Raw genomic sequence first — 17,169 nt, 5'->3', positions numbered from 1 at the left:
TTGGGCCTCGACCCGTGCGGTCAGAAGCGGAAGCTGGCCCGCAGCAGCAGGCTGTAGCGGACGTAGTCCTCGATCTGTTCGGCATCGGCCGTGATCGACAGCTTGCCCAGGTCGTTGCCGACGCTGAGGTTCAGGCCGGCAATGGGGCCGCCGCCCTCGATCGATTCGGGCGTCAGGCGGAACGCCGATCCGGTCGAGATGAAGCTGGCCGAGGTCTCGCCGGCGTCGACCGAGATGTTCTGACGCCATCCCAGGCGCAGCTCGGGCCGAACCCAGCCGTTCTGACCGAAGCCATAGCCGATGTTGACGGCCGCCACGGTCGAGAACAGGTGGCCGTCGCGGCTTTCGATCTCGAGGTTGAAACTGTCGTTCGCGCCCTCTTCCGTGTGGCCGTCCTCGCTGAGCGAGAAATACTCGGCATAGACTTCCGGGCGCACGCTGAGACGGCCGAAGTTCCGCTCGTACGACGCGCCCCCGGCCAGGGCCAGGGTGAAGCCGTTCCAGCTCGACTCGTTCTGCAGGTTCAGGGTCTCGGTCACGATCTGGCGGGTCGAATCGAAGGTGGCGTAGCCGCCGGCGGCCCGCGCCCAGGTCGTCCAGGCCTGGCCCTGGGCCCGCCAGTAGAGCCCGAGCTCGACCAGATTGGCCGTCAGGATCTCCTCGGCCTCCGCCTCGGGGTCTTCGATGTCCGAGGAGGTGAAGGCCAGGGATACGCCCAGCGCGCCGAGCGAGGAGCCCCGTTCGAGGCCGCCGGCCACCCCGAACCCTTCGGACCGGAACCCGTAGGTGTCCGTCTTGTCCTTGTCGGCGTAGAAATTGATCTCCTGCATCCAGGCGCTGGTCTCGCCCGGTGCGACCGTGGCGTTTCGCCCGGTCAGGGCCCGCGTCACGGCATCCACGCCCGCCGACAGCGACAGCAGGGGACCGCCGGAGTGATCCGGCAGCATCTGTTCGTACAGTTCGACGAAGCCCTCGCGCGTTCCCTGGGCGATGAAGGCGTCCAGCAGGGCCCCACTGCCCGCGAGGCTGCCATAGACGGCGTCGAACGCCTGGGCCTCGACCGGGATCAGACCGGCCTCGTCTGCGGTGCGTCGCCGCGCATCGATATAGACGTCGCCGGCGGCCACGTCGGTGCCCGCGGTGACCACGAACAGATAGGGCGAGTTGGCCTGCACCGCCGTCTGGTCGATCGTGCCGCTGACCAGGGTGTCGGCGTCGATGACCGTGAACCGCTGGGGGGCCGCGAGCAGGGAGTTGAAGCGGATGCCCACGCCCGCGCCGTTGGCCAGGTTCGCCGTGCCGTTGACCCGGAACCCGGAGCTGGTCCCGGCCGCCGGGTCGGCCGTCAGGATCAGATCGCCGGCCGCGCCGATCGTCAGGCCGGTCACATTGGTGCGGCTGGTCTGACGGGCATCCAGCGTGCCGTTGCCGATATCGATCGTCAGCAGGCCATCCGTATCGGTCACGGCGCCCTGCAGACGGCCGCCGCCGCTGAGGGAAAGCCGGTCCGCGCCTGCGCCGAAGGAGACGTCGCCCACGACCACGCCGTTCTCGACCAGCAGTTGGTCCGCCCCGGAGCCGAAGCGCAGGGCGCCGACCGTGACGGGTTCCTGAGAGTCGAGCACGCCGTCGCCGTCGGTGTCCGGGTCGGTCGCGGTCGGCGTCCCGGTGACCCCGTACTGGCGATAGGTCACGCCCGTCGTATTGGCCGACACATCGACTGCCGTGGTCGCGCCGGTGAGGACCCCGGTCGTCTCGGCGGCCGCGAGCAGGGCCTGGATGGAGCGGGTGTTCGTGATCGAGGTCAGGGTACCGGACGCGTCGCGGATGGCGGTCGTCGAGGCAAGACCGCCCGTCGCCGTCGCCAGCAGCGAGCCGGTATTGTTGAACACCGGCAGACTGGCGCCCGCCGCGATGTCGACGCCCACGACGCTTTGCGCCGTCGTCGCGCTGGATCCCGAGGTCAGCTGGCCGGCGTTGTCGAAACGCGGCGAGACCGTGCCCTGTCCGATTCGCACCCCCGTGGTGGCCGCCTCGGTCCCGACGGCCAGAATGCTGCCCTCGTTGCGGATGCCGCCGGCGATGCTGACCGTCTGGCCACCCGCGACGCCGAGATGGACCGCCGTGGCGGCCACGCCGTCATAGACGCCGTTGGCGGTGATCGTGCCCCGGTTGATCAGGCCATAGGCGTTGTTGCCCGTGCCCGCGACGCCCAGAGCGATCCCGCGGGTCGCCGATCCGACGGTAAGGGCCGGGGCCGCGCCGAAGACCGAAACGTCGGCGTTGCCCTCGTTGGCGTCCAGAATGCCGTCGGCATCCTCATCGGTGTTGGCCGTATCGGCGTCGGCAGGCCGGATATCGAGCACGACCCCGCCGCCGACATTTCCACCGACGACGACCGCCGATCCCCCCTGCAACAGGTCGTCGGCCTCGAGCACGGCGATCTGAGCCGCGGTCGGCCGGGTCGTGTAGCGATAGCCGGTCGAAGCGATGGCGCCCTGCAGGTTCAGCCGACCGCCGACGTCCCCCTGAATGTTGACGGCATTGGCGTTCTGACCCTGGGCGTTCACCGAGCCCGAGACGTTGACGCCGCCCGAGACATTGGCGGTGGTCGACAGGGCGACGGCATCGGTGCCGACCGCCCGGACCGTGCCGAAATTCGTCACGTTGCCGTTCAGCGCCCGCTCGATCGAGATCCCCCGCGATCCCGCGCCCTCGACCAGGATATTGCCCGTCGATTCGACCAGGACGTTGCCGGTCAAAGCGGTCGGGCCGGTCAGCCTCACGCCATAGCGATTGGCCCCGTTGGCCAGCGGTCCGTCGAGATCGCCGTCGCTGTCGGTGTCGGGATAGGTCTCGAGATTGTCGGAGACGTTGACGGTCCCGCCGACGGTGACGCCGCCGGTCGTCGCGGCTGGACCGACCAGGATCGCTGTGCTCCCGTCGGCGCTGGAGGCCATGGTGATGGTCGAGCCGCTGTCCAGATCGACGCTGTTATTGGAATCGACCGTCACGGCCACGCCGCTGGCCAGGGTCAGGGTGCCGCCGCTGGCGAAGCGGATGTTGTCCGCGGCCGTGCCGGTGGCGTTAGAGGTTTGAATGGGTGTCGTGCGAGCCGTCGAGATCACGACCTCGGCCCGAGCCCCGGTGACGGCCAACAGGGGGGCTAGCGCCACCGCGGTCGCAAGCAGTCTACGCATTCGCAAATTCACCCTGGAAGGACACGCCGAAAAGCGCCGGGCCTCATAACAGGGCCGCCGCGACCTGTCTCAAGTTTCGCGAATTTGAGGCGATTGCAAGGCTAAAGCCGATGGCCGGTCGGCAGAGCCGGGGTTTGCCAGGGGGCGGTGCTAACAGGTGTCACTGCGGGTCTGGTATTGATCAACCCAACAGACTTGAGCTTGGCGGTCGCCGGGCGTAGGGGCGAGTCATGGCTTCGCGCAAATCGTCCGCACGCATCCGAAAGTCCGCGCTGGTCGTTCCTGGCAGGACGCAGGAAAGTGAATCTATGACCACGACCGATCTCGATGTGCAGGAGGGCGAGTTACGCCTCATTCCCGGACTCGACGAGGAGGTCGCCGAGACCTTGAGATCGCTCAAGGCGTCCACGGCGGATCTCCGTCCCCGAATGGTCGACACCACCATGCTGTACGCGCCGCGTTCGGGTGGGGTGAAGCGGTACCTGCTGTCGAAGAAGGCTTGGATCGAGGCGAACCGGCCGGGCGTGGCCCATTCGCTGGTGGTACCCGGGGCGCGGCATGAGGCCGGCAGCGACGGCATCATCAAGCTGCACGCCACCAAACTGCCCTTCGGCGACGGCTATCGCTGGCCCAGTTCGGTGAAGCGCTGGGGCGCCTGGGTCGCGGCCATGAAACCGGCTCTGATCGAGGCGGGCGATCCCTACACCCCGGGTCAGGGGGCGCTGGAAGCCGGGCAGCGCGCCGGCTGCCCGGTCGTAGGCTTCTGCCACTCCGACCCGGCCGCCCTGGCTGCCCTGCATTTCGGCGAATGGGCCAAGAAGCCGGTCGAGAAGCGCTGGGCGCGCCTGTTCACCCAGTTCGACCGGGTCATCTCGCCCAGCCGTTTCATCGCCCAGCGGCTGGAAGAAGCCGGCGTCAAGAACATCGTGATCCGTCCCCTGGGGGTGGAAATCAATACCTTCCGGCCCGACCGGCGGGACCGCGACGGCCTTCTGCGCAAGCTTGGATTGCCCCGGGAGGCCCGCCTGCTGTGCTTCGCCGGTCGCCCGGCGCGCGAGAAGAACATCGACGTCCTGATCGAAGCCGTGCAGCGTCTGGGCGCGCCCTATCACCTGGTTCTGGTCGGCGCTGGCGCCGGAATGCCGGCCGAGGACCGGGTGATCGCCCTGCCTTACGAACGCGACCCCCGCGCCGTGGCCCGGATCATCGCCTCGTGCGACGCCTTCGTCCATGCCAACGACAAGGAGCCGTTCGGCCTGATCGTGCTGGAGGCCATGGCCTGTGGCCGCCCGGTGGTCGGCGTCAATGCCGGCGGGGTCGCCGAGACGGTGACCGATGCGGTCGGTCAGCTGGCCCGCAGCGCCGATCCCGACGACTACGCCCAGGCCATCGAGGCCCTGTTCGAACGCGACATCGACGCCGTCGGCGCGGCGGCGCGGGTGCATACGGTCGAGCGCTTCGCCTGGCCCCGCGTGTTCGAGGACCTGTGCATGACCTATGCCGACGTCAGCGGTCGGCCCGAGTTCGTCCAGCCGGAAGACTCACTGCCGATCCACTGACGGCAGCGCGATCAGGCCCTGGCCGAGCGGGTGGAATGGAGGTCCGCGGACGCGCGCTCCAGAACCGCCGCCGCGCTCTCGCCCGGCATCAGCTCGGCCGAACCGACGTCGAACTCGGCCACGAAGGGGGACTGGTCCGGGCCAGCGTCGAACGCCGTGCAGCCGATCACGGCGGCGATCCTTTGGGCCGCCAGACGAGCCGCCGCCGCCGGCGTGGCCGGCAGGGCCAGGGCGAAGACGTGGGGTGCCAGCCGCGCCGCCGTGTCTTCGACCCGCACCAGGCGCGCCACCATGGCGCCGATCTGCGGCATCGCCCGATCCAGCCAGCCGCCGACGCGGGCGCGGGTCAGGGCGTTGGTCTCGCTGATCCGCAGCACGCAGATCGACAGGGGACGCCGGCGCGCCGTCGCGGCCTCGGCCACCCGACCCAGATGGCTGGCGAACAGGGTGCGGGTGAACAGACCCGTCGCCGGGTCCATGATCCCGGCGCCCCGCGCGCTCTCCAGGGCCCTGCGGATCGCCAGGTGACGGCGATGGGTCCGGGCCAGCGACAGAACCCGGGCGGCCGTGTCGGTCTCCGGCGTATCGGCGGCGGCGACCTCGGAGAAACCCCGGTTGAACAACTCGCTGAGGTTAATTTCGCCCTCGCTCCGCAGATGCAGCGCCAGCGGAATGTGAAACAGGCGGGTATTGCGCTTCATGCCCGAGGCGATCGACAGGGCCGGGGCATGGTCGGGGGCCCCCCACAGCACGGCGGCGTCGAAGGCCGCCTCGTGCAGATAGTCGAACGCCGTATAGGGCGTCGGGGCGGCGACGACTCTGGCCCCCGCCGCGGCGAGCGTGTTCGACAGGGCCAGGAACCGGTGATCCGGCGCGCCCGCGATCAGGATCTGCAGCGGCGAGGGGTCCGGCGCCCCGGCGTCGAGCGTCGCGCCATGCAGGGTGAAGGTCGCCTGCCGCAGCCGGAACTCCTCTTCGGCGATGGCGGCGCGGACCAGTTGCTCGATCCGCAGGGCGGCCTGGGCGGGGTGGGGCGTGGTCACCGCGACCATGTCCAGATCGCCGCCTTCGACCAGACCTTCGCCGATGGCCAGGATCGGCAGGCGCCGCGCGCCGGACGCGCGACGCAGCGCCTGCGGCAGGGCGTCGATCTCCGGGTGATCCGCGTCGAGGATGGCGACCTCGAGGGTGAAGTCGGTCAGGGCGGCCACGGCGGCGGCGCCGGTCCGGGCGGTCATCGTGCGCCAGCCCAGCGAATCGAGTCCCTGGCACAGGATCCCGATCCGTTCGTCGGTCGCGGCCACGACCAGCACACGCGGCTCCTGCACTTCCAAACGACGTCCCCCTCATCCGCCGGCCAGATGCCGTCGGGCCCAGCGTGGGCGCGCGGACCATAGTGATGCCCCACCGGTCGGTGCAACGGCGCTGACACGCTTCCGGCAAAAACAGCGGGCAGTGGACGGTCCCCCGCCGATTGTTTTACGGTAGGGTCACAAAACAGAGGCTGCGGCGGGAACCGGCTTGAACGCATATCGGTCAGAACTGACGTCTCCAGGGTTCTGGGGCGGGCTCTCGATGCGGGCCTTCTCCCGAAGCTGGGGCCGCGACGTCATGCTCTACACGGGCGGCGTGTCCTTCTTCGCCCTGCTGGCGGTGTTCCCGGCGATCGCCATCCTGATCGGCTTTTACAAGGCCGTGCTGTCGATCGCCCAGGTCGGGGAACAGGCGGCCGCCCTGGCGGACGTCATGCCCCACGCCGCCCGGGCCATTTTCAGGGCCGAGATCGAGCGCCTGTCCAACGCCTCGGCCCGCACCGTCTCGACCCAGAGCGCCTTCGCCCTGGTGGTCGGCGCCTATGCCGCGCATCGGGGGTTCAAGGCCTTGCTCGCCGGCCTGAACCTGATCCACGACGAAACCGAGCCGCATGGCTTCTTCAAATTCAACCTGCTGGCCTTCTTTGTCGCCCTGTTCGCCTTCGCCCTGTTCACGGTGGTGTCCGGAGCGGTCGTCACCTCGCGCCTGCTGGAACATGCCGGGCCGGTCGCCGCGGGCGGCGGCGGGCTGCCGCTGGACGGTCTGTGGCCGGCCCTCGGTCTGGGGATCGGTCTGACCCTGCTGTACCGGTACGCCATGTCGCATCGCGACCCGGTGGCATGGGGCCCCTCGATCGCGGGGGGCGTGGTGGCCACGATCATGTCGATGCTGTCGTCGTGGCTGTGCGCCATCTACGTCGAGCAGATCGCCCAGCTGGGGGCCACCTATGGGTCCGTGGGGGCCGTGGTGGTGCTGCTGATCTGGCTGTCGTGGAACGTCAACGCCATCTTCTACGGCGGGGCCTTCGCCACGGAGATGGAGATCTCGGCGCGTTCACAGGGTGCCCCCGACATCGCGCCGGAGATCAAGGGTTCGGTCGTCAATCTCTCGGAACGGCGCGCCTCGCGACGGTGAGGGCCAGCCCGTCCTCGGTCTCCTCGACCGAGACCAGGCGGCCCCCCAGCTCTCCCATCAGATAGGGCACGTCGATCCGCGCCATCGGGTCGGTGGCCAGCAGGACGAAGGCCTCGACGTCCGGCCGCGCTTCCAGCGCCTTGCGGAGCCGCAGGCTGGGGACCGGACAGCGGTGGCCCCGGGCGTCGACGATGACCGGATCGGTCGTCATCGCGCCTCCGCCGTGTCCCGCAGCAGCCGCAGGGCGACCCGGACGCTGTCCAGCCGCACCGCCTCGCGCCCGATGTCGCCGAACCGGTGCGCCGCGTGGATCACGCCTTGCCCGGTCGCCAGGGCGAAATGGACCAGCCCGACCGGTTTTTCGGCCGATCCGCCGCCGGGTCCCGCGATGCCGGTGATCGACACCGCCAGATTGACCCCGGCCCGGCTGCGCGCGCCCTCCGCCATCGCCCGCGCCACCGGTTCCGACACGGCGCCAAACTGGTCGAGCAGGTCGGCCGGAACCCCGAGCAATTCGCGTTTGGCCGCGTTGCTGTAGGTGACAAAGCCCCGGTCCACGGCGGTCGAGGATCCCGGAACCGCCGTCAGGGCCGCGGCCACGAGCCCGCCCGTGCAGCTCTCGGCCGTGGCCAGGGTCAGGCCGCCGGCCGTCGCGGCGGCGATCACGGCCTGCGCCAGCGCCTCGATATCCTCTGGAAACATCGCCCTATCCGCACCTGCGCCGAGTCGGCTAAGCGTGGGCCTCGCCAGCGGCCGTGTCGAGCCGACCCTGAGCCTGATCGGAGCGCCCATGTCCGAAACCGTGTTGCATCCGGGCGCGCCGGCCTCTGGGACACCGCGCGGCGATCGGCTCACGCCGCTGCTGTTCGCCGGGACGATCTTCACCTCGGCGGCCCTGGTGTTCGTGGTCCAGCCGATGGTGACCAAGCTGGTCCTGCCCATGCTGGGCGGCTCGCCATCGGTCTGGAACACCGCCATGGTGTTCTTCCAGACGGCGCTGCTGGTCGGCTATGCCTACGCCCATGCGCTGCAGCGCCTGAAAAGCCTGCGCGCCCAGCTGGGGGTGCATCTGGCCCTGCTGGCCCTGGCCGCCCTGTTCCTGCCGCTACAGATCAACGGCCTGCTGGGCGACCCCGACCCGGCCGCGCCGATCGGCTGGCTGCTCGCCACCCTGGTCCTGTCGGTCGGGGCTCCGTTCGCCGTCCTGTCGGCCACCGCCCCGCTGTTGCAGGCCTGGTTCGCGCGGGTGCGGGCCGGGCATGCGGACGGCCAGAACCCCTACGTTCTCTACGCGGCCTCCAACCTGGGCAGCTTCCTGGCCCTGCTGGCCTATCCGATCGTGGTCGAGCCGCTGCTGACCCTGTCGGGGCAGCGCGCGGCCTGGAGCGGCGGCTATGCCCTGTTCGTCGCGCTGGTGATCGCCCTGGCGGCCGTGACCTGGCGGCGGGACCCCGGTCTGGCCCTGGAGGCGGCCCCGGTCGCGCGCACCCCGGCCATCCCCTGGGCCGAAAAAGGCAAGATGATCCTGCTGGCGGCCGCCCCGTCCAGCCTGATGCTGGGGGTGACCCAGCACCTGTCGACCGACGTCGCCTCCGCCCCCTTCCTGTGGGTGGTGCCCCTGGCCCTGTATCTGCTGACCTTCGTCATCGCCTTCCAGGCGCGACCCTGGATCCCCCTGTGGGCGACCTTCCTGCTGCAGGGCGCCTTCGCCTCGGCCTGCATCGTCCTGCTGCCGTTCCGGAACGGCGACTGGCTGGCGATGTTCGCCCTGCATCTGATCACCTTCTTCCTCACCGCCCTGATGTGCCACCAGGTGCTGGCGGCCCGCAGACCGCCCCCGGATCGCCTGACCGAGTTCTTCCTGCTGCTGTCCATCGGCGGGGTGGCGGGCGGTGTCTTCAACGCCCTGATCGCCCCGGTCGTCTTCAACATGGTGTGGGAGTATCCGCTGGTGCTGGTCCTGATCGGACTGGCGCGGCCCTGGGGCCTGGACCGTCCGGTCCACCGGGCGGAGATCGCGCTGTTCCTGGCCGGGATCCTGCTGGCGCTCGTTCCTCCGATCGGCCTTGAGGTCATGCGGTTCGAGCCCGAGTTCCGCGCCCTGTTCACCCTGGAAAGCATTCTGCGCACCTCTCAGATGTTTTTCCTCGCGGTGGCCATCTGCGCCTTCCTGCTCCGCAACCGGGCGATCTTCTTCACCATCGTCCTGGCCGTCCTGGCCATGAGCGCCCACCACATCGCGCGGGGCTATGCCTGGGACCTCAGCGATCGCAGCTTCTTCGGCGTGATGCGGGTGGCCAGCCCGATCGACGACCGTCTGGGCGGGCGGGTGCATGTCCTGATGCACGGCACCACACTGCACGGGGCCCAGCCGGTGGATCCCCGGTTCGCCTGCATGCCGACCCTCTACTATGCGCCGTCGACGCCCCTCGGTCAGGTCATGCAGGGGCTCCAGCTCCGCAACGAAGGCCGCGGCGTGAACGTCGGCGTGGTGGGGCAGGGGGCCGGGGCCATGGCGGGCTACAAGCGCGCCGAGGACAGCCTAACCTTCTTCGAGATCGACCCGATGGTCGATCGACTGTCGCGCGATCCGCAGTGGTTCACCTTCATCTCCGACTGCGCCGACGGGCCGGTGCGGACCGTTCTGGGCGACGCCCGGTTGACGATGGCGGACGAGGCCGCGGGGACCTACGACTATCTGGTCATCGACGCCTTCTCGTCGGACGCGGTGCCCAGCCACCTGCTAACGGTCGAGGCCGTCTCGGCCTATCTGAAGCTGCTGAAGCCGGACGGCGTCCTGCTGCTCCATCTGTCGAACCGCAACCTGGACATCACCCAGCCGGCCCAGGCCGCCGCCGCGGCCCTGGGCGTGCCCTACCTGCATCAGATCTATGCGGAGGCGGCCACCGCGCCCGATATGGCCGAGGCCTCGACCGAGGCCATGCTCCTGTCCCCGACCGAGGCGGGCCTTGCCCGGTTCCGCGCTGACCGACGGTGGGGCACGCTACCTGAGACCGAGGTCAAGCCGTGGACCGACGACTATGTGAACCTGTTCGGATCGCTGTGGCGTCACTTCCAGGGGCGGAGCTGATCGCCTGATCAGCGCGGCAGTTCGATCGTCGCCACGGCCTGGGCCGCCAGGCCTTCGCCCCGGCCGGTGAAGCCCAGCGTTTCGGTCGTGGTCGCCTTCACGCTGACGGCGTCCAGCGGCAGGGACAGCAGTTCGGCCAGACGCGCGCGCATGGCCTGACGGTGCGGCTTCACCTTGGGCCGTTCGCAGATCAGGGTGACGTCGACATGGACGATCTCGCCGCCGCGGGCCTTCACCAGATCGGCGGCATGGACCAGGAAGCGGTCCGAGGCCGCGCCCTTCCATTGCGGATCCTCGGGCGGGAAGTGGTCGCCGATATCGCCCGCCCCCAACGCGCCCAGGATGGCGTCGGTCAGGGCATGCAGGCCGGCGTCGGCGTCGGAATGGCCGATCAGGGTCTGATCGTGCGGGATCGCGACGCCGCACAGCCAGACCGCGTCCCCGGGGCCCCAGCGGTGGACGTCGAAACCGGACCCCACGCGGGTCTGTCGGGCGATCAGAGCTTCGGCCATGGCGAAATCCTCGGGATAGGTCAGTTTCATAAGGCGGGGGTCGCCGGCGATCAGTCCTACCGTACCGCCGGCGCGCTCGACCACGGCGGCGTCGTCGGTCGGGGTCTCGCCCGCCGGCCAGGCGGCATAGGCGGCAAGCAGCCGGTCGACGCGAAACGCCTGGGGCGTCTGGGCGCGCCAGAGGCCGGCGCGGTCGACCGTGGCCTCGATCCGTTCCGCCTCGCCGCGCTTCAAGGTATCGGCGAGGGGCAGGGCGGCGATGGCACCGTCGACATCGGCCAGACCCGCGATCAGACGGGCGATCACGTCCGGGGACAGCAGCGGCCGCGCGGCGTCGTGCACCAGGACGATCCGATCGCCGGGGCCGGAGAGGGCGCGAAGCCCCGCCTGGACCGAATCGCTGCGGTCCGCTCCCCCGCTCACCGCCGTCCAGTTCGACAAACCGGCCAGGGCCTCGGCCGCTCTGCCGTGACCGTCCGAGGACACGACTACGACCACCTGTTCGGCTCCGGCGTTCAGCAGGGCCTCGACCGACCAGCGGATCACAGGCTTGCCGCCCAGCGGCCGCCACTGCTTGTCGCCCCCGGCCCGGGAACCCGTTCCGGCCGCCACCACGATCGCTGCAAAGCTCATGGCGGCCTTCTAGGGGCCATCTTCGCGGTTGACGAGAGCCTCTCTGTGGGATGGTGACGTACGGATGAGCGCAGGATTGCAGATCGGCGACGTGGTCATCCCCGGACGGGTACTGATGGCCCCCATGACCGGGATCACCGACCTGCCATTCCGTCAGCTCGCCAGCCGTCTGGGCGCGGCCTATGTGGCGACCGAGATGGTGGCCTCGGCCGAGCTGGCGCGGGGCCGGCCCGATGTGATGCGCCGGGCGGCGGTCGGCGATGGCCTGCCCCTGACGGTGATCCAGCTGGTCGGGCGCGATCCGGCGGCCATGGCCGAGGGCGCGCGCATGGCGGAGGCGGCGGGGGCCGACATCGTCGACCTCAATTTCGGCTGTCCGGCCAAGGAGGTGACCGGCTCGGCTTCCGGTTCGGCCCTGATGCGCACCCCGGATCTGGCCGGTCGGATCATGGCGGCTGTGGTCGCGGCCACCGCGCGACCGGTGACGGTCAAGATGCGGCTGGGCTGGGACGACACCAGCCGCAACGCCCCGGACATGGCCATGCGGGCCGAGGCCCTAGGCGTCCAGGCCGTGACCGTCCACGGTCGCACCCGCCAGCAGTTCTATACGGGCCACGCCGACTGGGACGCGATCGCGGCGGTGAAGACGGCCGTCGGCATTCCCGTCATCGTCAACGGCGACATCGTCACCGCCGAACAGGCGCGCGAGGCGCTGCGGCGATCGGGGGCGGATGCCCTGATGCTGGGCCGCGGTGTCTACGGCCGCCCCTGGCTGGCGGCGCACCTGGACCGGGCCCTGCAGGACGGCACGGTCCTGTCCGAGCCGGACCGAGACGAACGCTTCGACATCGTGGTCGCCCACCTGCGCGCCTCGGTCGCCTTCTATGGGGCCGGGCTGGGGTTGAAGATGTTCCGCAAACACCTCGGCTGGTACGTCGAACAGGCCCCATGGCCCGCCGCGCCCGAGGCCCGGCGCGCCGCCAAGGGTCAGATTTGCCGCCTGGACGACCCCGAACAGGTGATCGACGCACTCGCTTCGCTCTGGGACACGCCGATTACGAAGCATTTTCGCCACGACCCTGTTGATATCTCGCCACAGGGGGCAGAAGCTATCGGGATATGAGCGACACCCCCGTCCAGCCCAGCGCGACCGAAGGCGAGCCCTCCCTCTGGGGGCGGTTCGAAGCCGGCCGGGCGCGTGCGGCCTTCGGGGCGGCCTATGTGCTGGCCATTCTGATCGCCGGGGCGGCCATCTGGCTGGTGGCGGTCGCGCCGGGCGGCACGGCGGGCGGAGACGCCCGGGGCACCGCCAGTGTGGCGGTCCTCTATATCCTGGTCGGCAATCTGGTTCTGATCCTGGGCCTGGCGGCGGTGATCGGCAGTCGGGTGCTGAAGCTGTCGCAGAACCGCCAGGACGACCCCGGCGCGCGCCTGCACCTGCGCTTCGTGACCGTCTTCTCCCTGGTCGCCGTGGTGCCGGCCGTGCTGATCGCCCTGGTGTTCGGCCTGCTGGTCAACCGGGGCGTGGACCAGTGGTTCAGCCAGAACGTCCGCTCGGCGGTGGAGAACGGCGCCACCATCGGGCGGGCCTATGTCAACGATGTCGGCGACGGCCTGGACCGCGACATCGGGACCATGGCCAATGAACTGGGCGGGATCCGCGACGTCTTCGACAACCGCATCCAGTTTTCCGGCGCCCTGACCCAGATCGCCGAGTTCTTCGGCTATCCCGCCGTCTATATCCTGAACGGGGAGGGGGAGGTGCTGGCCCAGGGCGTCCTGGCGGGCGCGCCCCCCTATGTGGCCCCGCCGCGCGAGGTGTTCGAGACCGCCTCGGAGGGTGCCGTGGCTCCCGTGACGGTGACCGAGAACCCCGACACGGTGCGCGCCGTCTATCCGTTGCCCGCCTATGGCGACGCCTATCTCTATATCGTGCGGCCGCTGGCCCCCGGCATCGTGGCCCAGATGCGCAACGGCGAGGAGTCGATCCAGGGCTATCGCGTGGCCGAGGAAAGCCGGGCCCGGCTGCAGGCCGCCTTCGCGCTCAGCTATCTGGAGACGGCGCTTCTGGTGCTGGTCGGGGCCGTCTGGCTCGGCATGTCCGCCGCCAGCGCCATCTCCGCCCCCATCGGCCGGCTGGTCAAGGCGGCCGATCAGGTCGCCGGCGGAGACCTGTCCGCCCGGGTCGAGGCCGACGGCGCGCCGGGCGAGATCGCGACCCTGTCCCGCGCCTTCAACCGGATGACGGGCGACCTCCAGGCCCAGCAGGCCGCCCTGAAGACCGCCAGCGACGAGGCCCAGGATCGCAGCCGCTTCATCGAGACGGTGCTGTCCGGTGTCAGCGCCGGAGTCATCGGCCTGGACAAGCGGGGTCGAATTTCGGCCATCAACGACAGTGCCTTGCAGCTGCTTTCGATCTCGGAACTCGAGGTTCGAGGCCAGAATCTCGCGGACGTCGCGCCCGAGCTGGGCGAACTGGTGCATCGGGTCGAGGCGCATATCGAGGAGGACATCGACGTGTCGCGCGAGGGCGAGATGCGCCGTCTGCGGGTCCGCATCGAGGGCGGGGTCGGCGGCGAGATGGTGCTGACCTTCGACGACATCACCCGTCTGGTCACGGCCCAGCGCAACGCGGCCTGGCGCGACGTCGCCCGCCGCATCGCCCATGAGATCAAGAACCCCCTGACCCCGATCCAGCTGTCGGCCGAGCGGCTGCGGCGCAAGTTCCGCGGAGCCATCACCGAGGACGTCGAGATCTTTGATCGCTGCACCGACACCATCATCCGCCAGGTGGGCGACATCGGCCGCATGGTGGACGAGTTCTCGTCCTTCGCCCGGATGCCGGCGCCCCGGTTCACCAACGTCAATCCCGCTGAGATCCTGCGCGAGGCGGTCTTCGCCCAGCGCGTCGCCGCCCCCGACCTGGTCGTCGACCTGGTCGAGCCCTTGCCCAGGGCCAAGATGAAGGCCGACGGTCGCATGGTCGGCCAGGCCCTCGCCAACATCCTCAAGAACGCCGGAGAGGCGGTGGCCGCGCGCCGCCTCGGCACCCCCGTCGACGAGGGCCAGGTGGCCATCCTCGCCCGGCTGGACGTCGAAGGCGGGGTCGCCACCTTCGTCATCGAGGACGCCGGCAAGGGCCTGCCGGTCCGCGACCGCGACCGCCTGATCGAGCCCTATGTCACGACCCGCGAAAAAGGCACCGGCCTGGGGCTCGCGATCGTCAAGCGGATCTGCGAGGACCATGGCGGCGATCTGAAACTGGCCGACGCCGACACTCTCGGCGGCGCCAAGATCTGCCTGATCTTTCCCCTCATCCCCCCCGGCAAAGCCGACCGTGCGCCCGAGCCTCAAAGCTCGCGCTCGCTGGCGGCCGAATAGCGAGGCGACATGCGTTCAAACGGTGCCGATATCCTGGTCGTCGACGACGAGGCCGACATCCGCGACCTGGTGTCCGGGCTGCTGGAGGACGAGGGCCATTCGGTCCGCGTCGCCTCCAGTTCGGAGGAGGCGCTGGCGGGCATTCGCGCCCGCAAGCCCAGCCTGATCGTCCTCGACATCTGGATGCAGGGCGGGGGCATGGACGGGCTGGAGCTGCTCGACCTGGTCAAGACCCTCGACGCCGACCTGCCGGTGGTGATGATCTCGGGTCACGGCAATATCGAGACCGCGGTCAGCGCCCTGAAGCGGGGGGCCTATGACTTCATCGAGAAGCCCTTCAAGTCCGACCGTCTGGTGGTGGTCATCGAGCGCGCGCTGGAGGCCGCGTCGCTGAAGCGCGAGAACCGCCGGCTGCGCGCCCAGGCCATGACGCCGACCGGCCTGATCGGCCATTCGGCGGCGGCCCAGGTGCTGCGCACCACGATCACCAAGGTCGCCCCCGCCAACAGCCGGGTCCTGATCTCCGGCCCGCCCGGCTCGGGCAAGGAACTGGTCGCGCGCCAGATCCACGAGGCCAGTCCGCGCGCCAAGGGCGAGTTCGTCGCCATCTCGGCCGCCGGCATGACGCCCGAACGTCTGGACCTCGAACTGTTCGGCGAGGAGAGCCACGACGGTCGTCCGCGCAAGATCGGCGTGTTCGAGCGGGCCCACAACGGCACCCTGTATCTGGACGACGTCGGCGACATGCCCCGCGAGAGCCAGAGCCGCATCCTGCGCGTCCTGGTCGAGCAGCGGTTCCGCCGCGTCGGCGGCGAACAGGACGTCCAGGTCGACGTCCGGGTCGTCACCTCCACCTCGCGCGACCTCAAGACCGAGATCACCGAGGGGCGGTTCCGCGAGGACCTGTTCCATCGCCTGAACGTCGTCCCCATCCGGGTGCCGCCGCTGTCCGAGCGGCGCGAGGACATCGGCGAACTGGTCGAGTATTTCATCGAGACGCTCAGCGCCTCGCAGGGATTGCCGCGCCGCCGGCTGGGCGACGACGCCATCGCCGTGCTGCAGGTCCATCCCTGGCCCGGCAACGTCCGCCAGCTGCGCAACAACGTCGAACGCCTGCTGATCCTGGCCACCGGCGACCTGAACGACCCGATCTCGGCCGACATGCTGCCCCAGGAGGTGGCCTCGACCGGCAACTCGGGAATGGGCAGCGAGCGCACCATCGCCCTGCCGCTGCGCGAGGCGCGCGAGGTGTTCGAGCGCGAATATCTGGCCGCGCAGATCATGCGGTTCGGGGGTAATATCTCGCGTACCGCCGCCTTCATCGGCATGGAGCGGTCAGCGCTGCACAGAAAGCTGAAGTCGCTGGGCGTGTCGCCCTCGCGCGGCGGGGACGAAGACGAAGGGAGTGTCGACTGATGTCGCGGGTCGCCTATGTGAACGGGGTCTATCAGCGCCACGCGGAGGCGACGATCCACGTCGAGGATCGCGGCTTCCAGTTCGCCGACGGGGTCTATGAGGTGTGGTCGGTGTTCGACGGCCGCATGGCCGATTTCGAGGGTCACATGACCCGGCTGCACCGCAGCCTGACCGAACTCCGCATCGACATCCCCATGTCGGCCGAGGCCTTGACCCGGGTCCTGAAGGAAACCATCCGCCGCAACCGGGTGCGCAACGGCATCGTCTATCTGCAGGTCACGCGCGGCACCGCCCGGCGGGACCATCCGTTCCCGGCCCCGGGCACTCCGCCCAGCGTGGTCGTAACCTCGAAATCGCTCAGTTCCACCCGCTCGGACGCCCAGGCCGCCAAGGGCGTCGCCGTCGTGACCCACCCCGACATCCGGTGGGGTCGCTGCGATATCAAGACCGTGGGCCTGCTTCCGAATGTGCTGGCCAAACAAGCGGCGCGCGACAAGGGGGCCTATGAGGCCTGGATGGTCGACGAGATGGGCCTGGTCACCGAGGGCTCCTCGACCAATGCCTGGATCGTCGACAAGGCCGGCAAGCTGCGCACCCGCGACACCCAGGCCAATATCCTGAAGGGCATCACCCGCACCGCCCTCATGGCCATGATCGAGGCCGAGGGCATCGAGCTGGACGAGCGCCCCTTCAGCGTCGAGGAGGCCAAGGAGGCGAAGGAGGCCTTCTTCACCGCCGCCGGCGCCTTCGTCATGCCCGCCGTCTCGATCGACGGGGTGAAGATCGGCGACGGCACCCCGGGCCCGATCGCCACCGGACTGCGCGCCCGTTATCTTGAAGCGGCGAAGCGCGAGGCCATCTAGAGAGGAGCGCGGACCTCCAGGTCCGCCCTTCATGGCCAGGATGCGGTCCTGGAGGTCCGCGCTCCC

12 protein-coding genes are annotated in these 17,169 nt (G+C 69.7%); 7 read left to right on the top strand and 5 right to left on the bottom strand.

Going from position 1 to position 17,169, the window contains the following annotated elements:
* Positions 1-20 precede the first annotated feature (20 nt).
* Positions 21-3,200: an autotransporter domain-containing protein gene (locus BZG35_RS10930; RefSeq protein ID WP_077355678.1), complete on the bottom strand. Its 3,180-nt coding sequence runs from the start codon at positions 3,198-3,200 to the stop codon at positions 21-23.
* 308 nt (positions 3,201-3,508) lie between these two features.
* On the opposite strand from BZG35_RS10930, the gene BZG35_RS10925 reads away from it, so the two are divergent.
* On the top strand, positions 3,509-4,759 hold the full coding sequence (locus BZG35_RS10925) for a glycosyltransferase (protein ID WP_077355677.1): 1,251 nt from the start codon (positions 3,509-3,511) through the stop codon (positions 4,757-4,759).
* Positions 4,760-4,770: 11 nt separating this feature from the next.
* Here BZG35_RS10925 and BZG35_RS10920 read toward each other — a convergent pair whose 3' ends face one another.
* The gene (locus tag BZG35_RS10920) at positions 4,771-6,069 is read right to left on the bottom strand and encodes a diguanylate cyclase domain-containing protein (protein ID WP_150126133.1); all 1,299 of its coding nucleotides are present in this window, start codon (positions 6,067-6,069) and stop codon (positions 4,771-4,773) included.
* 265 nt (positions 6,070-6,334) lie between these two features.
* Between BZG35_RS10920 and BZG35_RS10915 the strand changes: the two genes are divergently transcribed.
* A complete protein-coding gene (locus BZG35_RS10915; RefSeq protein ID WP_171981939.1) occupies positions 6,335-7,207 on the top strand; it encodes a YihY/virulence factor BrkB family protein in 873 nt (290 codons plus the stop codon).
* Here BZG35_RS10915 and BZG35_RS10910 read toward each other — a convergent pair.
* Positions 7,173-7,418 (bottom strand): sulfurtransferase TusA family protein, encoded by a 246-nt coding sequence (locus BZG35_RS10910; protein WP_077355674.1) that lies wholly within the window; start codon positions 7,416-7,418, stop codon positions 7,173-7,175. The two genes, BZG35_RS10915 and BZG35_RS10910, sit on opposite strands and share 35 nt — an antisense overlap.
* Positions 7,415-7,909 (bottom strand): CinA family protein, encoded by a 495-nt coding sequence (locus BZG35_RS10905; RefSeq protein ID WP_077355673.1) that lies wholly within the window; start codon positions 7,907-7,909, stop codon positions 7,415-7,417. The genes BZG35_RS10910 and BZG35_RS10905 overlap by 4 nt, the downstream gene beginning before the upstream one ends.
* Before the next feature lie 88 nt (positions 7,910-7,997).
* Here BZG35_RS10905 and BZG35_RS10900 point away from each other — a divergent pair, with 88 nt between their 5' ends.
* A complete protein-coding gene (locus BZG35_RS10900) occupies positions 7,998-10,298 on the top strand; it encodes a fused MFS/spermidine synthase (protein ID WP_077358058.1) in 2,301 nt (766 codons plus the stop codon).
* Between the two features lie 8 nt (positions 10,299-10,306).
* Here the strand turns inward: BZG35_RS10900 and BZG35_RS10895 are convergent, their stop codons facing one another.
* On the bottom strand, positions 10,307-11,443 hold the full coding sequence (locus BZG35_RS10895) for a bifunctional 2-C-methyl-D-erythritol 4-phosphate cytidylyltransferase/2-C-methyl-D-erythritol 2,4-cyclodiphosphate synthase (RefSeq protein ID WP_077355672.1): 1,137 nt from the start codon (positions 11,441-11,443) through the stop codon (positions 10,307-10,309).
* A gap of 64 nt (positions 11,444-11,507) precedes the next feature.
* On the opposite strand from BZG35_RS10895, the gene dusB reads away from it, so the two are divergent.
* From dusB to BZG35_RS10875, 4 genes are read left to right on the top strand one after another with little or no spacing between them, the layout of a single operon-like run.
* Positions 11,508-12,566: a tRNA dihydrouridine synthase DusB gene (gene dusB / locus BZG35_RS10890; RefSeq protein ID WP_077355671.1), complete on the top strand. Its 1,059-nt coding sequence runs from the start codon at positions 11,508-11,510 to the stop codon at positions 12,564-12,566.
* Entirely contained in the window at positions 12,563-14,824 is a 2,262-nt protein-coding gene (locus BZG35_RS10885; protein WP_077355670.1) for a PAS domain-containing sensor histidine kinase, read from the top strand. The genes dusB and BZG35_RS10885 overlap by 4 nt, the downstream gene beginning before the upstream one ends.
* A 9-nt stretch (positions 14,825-14,833) precedes the next feature.
* Positions 14,834-16,240 (top strand): sigma-54 dependent transcriptional regulator, encoded by a 1,407-nt coding sequence (locus BZG35_RS10880; protein WP_077355669.1) that lies wholly within the window; start codon positions 14,834-14,836, stop codon positions 16,238-16,240.
* A complete protein-coding gene (locus BZG35_RS10875) occupies positions 16,240-17,103 on the top strand; it encodes a D-amino-acid transaminase (RefSeq protein WP_077355668.1) in 864 nt (287 codons plus the stop codon). The genes BZG35_RS10880 and BZG35_RS10875 overlap by 1 nt, the downstream gene beginning before the upstream one ends.
* Positions 17,104-17,169: the final 66 nt, after the last annotated feature.

Source organism: Brevundimonas sp. LM2, from assembly GCF_002002865.1.
In the GTDB taxonomy this organism is placed as follows: Bacteria; Pseudomonadota; Alphaproteobacteria; order Caulobacterales; family Caulobacteraceae; genus Brevundimonas.
This window is presented reverse-complemented; position numbering and strand designations above follow the sequence as displayed.